Here is a 2,218-nt window from a genome sequence, read left to right as displayed (position 1 = left end):
GCTCGGGCCGGTGAGCAGGAACACCCCCTGCGGGCCGTTCTCCGGCGTCAGGCCGGTCTTCGCCGCCCGCAGGCGCTGCGCGATAGCGGTCAGGGCCGCGTCCTGGCCGACCACCCTTTTCCCGAGCCCGCGCTCGATGTTCAGGAGCTCCGTCTGCTCGTCCTTCATCAGAGAGGAGAGCGGCACCCCGGTCCAGTCGGCGATGACGTGCGCCACCGTGCGGACGTCCACGTCCGCCTGCACCAGGGCGTGGGGCTGCTGCAGGGCCGCCAGCCGCTGCTTCAGGTCAGGTATCTCATTTTGCCGGCCGGTGTCCCGGCGGCAGTCCATCAGCGCTGTCGTCAGGGTTTTCTCTTCCTCAAACCGCGCGGTGAGAGTAGCGAGTGCGCCGTTTTTCTCCTCCCGCTGGCGCGCAATCTCCGCCAGCCGTTCGCCGTGCCCGCCGCTGCCGGCGGCGATATCCTCCCGCAGGGCCTGCGCCTCGAGCTCAAGGGCGGTGAGCCGCGCGCGCAGCTGCACCATCTCCTCCGGCACCGTGTCGAGGCTCATCCGCACCCGCGCCGCCGCCGTGTCCAGCAGGTCCACCGCCTTGTCCGGCAGCTGGCGGCCCGTCAGGTAGCGCCGCGACAGGGTGACCGCCGCCCTGACCGCGTCGTCGGTGATGTGCACCCCGTGGTGCGCCGCGTAGCGGGACTTCAGGCCCCGCAGCATCAGGCAGGCGGTATCGTCGTCCGGCTCGTCCACCTTCACCTGCTGGAAGCGGCGCTCCAGGGCGGCGTCGCGCTCGAAGTACTGCTTGTACTCGCTCCAGGTGGTGGCGGCAATGGTGCGCAGCTCGCCGCGCGCCAGGGCCGGTTTGAGCAGGTTGGCGGCGTCCGCGCCCCCCGCCTGGTTGCCCGCCCCGATGAGGGTGTGCGCCTCGTCGATAAACAGCAGCACCGGCTGCGGCGACTGCTGCACGGCGTCGATGACGTTTTTGAGGCGCTGCTCGAACTCCCCCTTCACGCCCGCCCCCGCCTGCAGCAGGCCGAGGTCGAGGGTGCGCAGGCTCACCGGTTTCAGGGAGGCGGGGACGTTGCCTTCGGCGATTCTGAGCGCGAGGCCCTCAACCAGGGCGGTCTTGCCCACCCCCGGCTCGCCGACCAGTATCGGGTTGTTCTTGCGCCGCCGGGAGAGGATATCCACCATCTGGCGGATTTCCGTATCGCGGCCGAACACCGGGTCTATTTTGCCCTCCCGCGCCTTCGCGGTGACGTCGAGGGTGAACCTGTCCAGGGCGCCCTGCAGGGCGGGCGTCAGTTCGCCGGGCGTCAGGGCCGCGTCAGGCTGTGCCGCAAGTGCCGCCTCATCCGTAGTCACGGGCGATTCCACCTGCTGCACCTCCGGGCGCTCCTCCGACTGCGCGTCGAGCAGCGGCCTCAGGCGCTCAAGCTGGCTCTGCCCCAGGGTCAGCAGCGGCCACAGGCCGTCGCAGGCCAGCAGCGCCGGCTTCTCCGTCAGGGCCATCAGCAGGTGCAGGCTGCGCATCTGCCCGTCGCCGGCGAGCGACGCGATGAGCCACGCCTCCTGCAGCAGGCTCTGCACGCTGTCTGACAGCTGCGGGCGCTGGCGCACCGACCGAGGCTGCTTATCGAGCCAGGCCAGTAAATCCTGCCACATCCCGTCCATGTCCCACCCGTAGCGGCGGACCAGCACCGTCAGGTCGCCCTCCCCCTGCTCCAGCAGTTTGAGCAGCCAGTGCTCGGGCAGGATGCCGGCGTGGGCCCGGGTCCGGCACAGGGAGGCCGCCCCCTCCAGGGCGCGGGCGCAGTAGGGGTTGAGGCGGCGCAGCAGGACGGCGGGGTTTTCCATATCAGGGGGCTCCTTATGAGAGGGTCAGGCACGCTACCGCCCGTCGCTGTCAACTGACCAAAGCGCATCAGGCGGAAAGGCAGGATTCGGGTTGCTTTGCTCAGCGCCCGCGGGGCGGACGCTCAGCAAAAAAGCGGACAGGCTGCCCTGTCCGCGCCGGGGGTTATGCGGTCACGCGTTCGTTCCAGGAGTCGGAATGAATGATGTTGCCGTCCTTGTAGGTCCAGGTGATTTTTTCGTAGCGCAGCTCAAGGCGCTCCAGGTGGTTGTGCTTCTCCTTCGCCGGGTCCTTGATGTCGTGCATCAGCGGGGCGACCTTCACCACCTTGACGTTCTCAAGCTTCGTGTTGAAGTACTCCACCTCCTG

The 2,218-nt window shown here is 68.9% G+C and carries 2 protein-coding genes; both read right to left on the bottom strand.

Annotated elements, in window-relative coordinates; genetic code table 11:
- Positions 1-1,851: AAA family ATPase (locus ENGE1_RS26140; RefSeq protein ID WP_064360891.1), on the bottom strand; the 1,851-nt coding region annotated here is incomplete at its 3' end.
- A 163-nt stretch (positions 1,852-2,014) separates the two neighbouring features.
- Positions 2,015-2,218: type VI secretion system tube protein Hcp (locus tag ENGE1_RS26135; RefSeq protein ID WP_174543328.1), on the bottom strand; the 204-nt coding region annotated here is incomplete at its 5' end.

This window comes from Pluralibacter gergoviae ATCC 33028 = NBRC 105706 (genome assembly GCF_001598855.1).
GTDB classification, from domain to species: domain Bacteria; phylum Pseudomonadota; class Gammaproteobacteria; order Enterobacterales; family Enterobacteriaceae; genus Pluralibacter; species Pluralibacter gergoviae.
The sequence above is the reverse complement of the archived record's forward strand: the minus strand, read 5'-3'. Positions and strand labels throughout refer to the sequence as shown.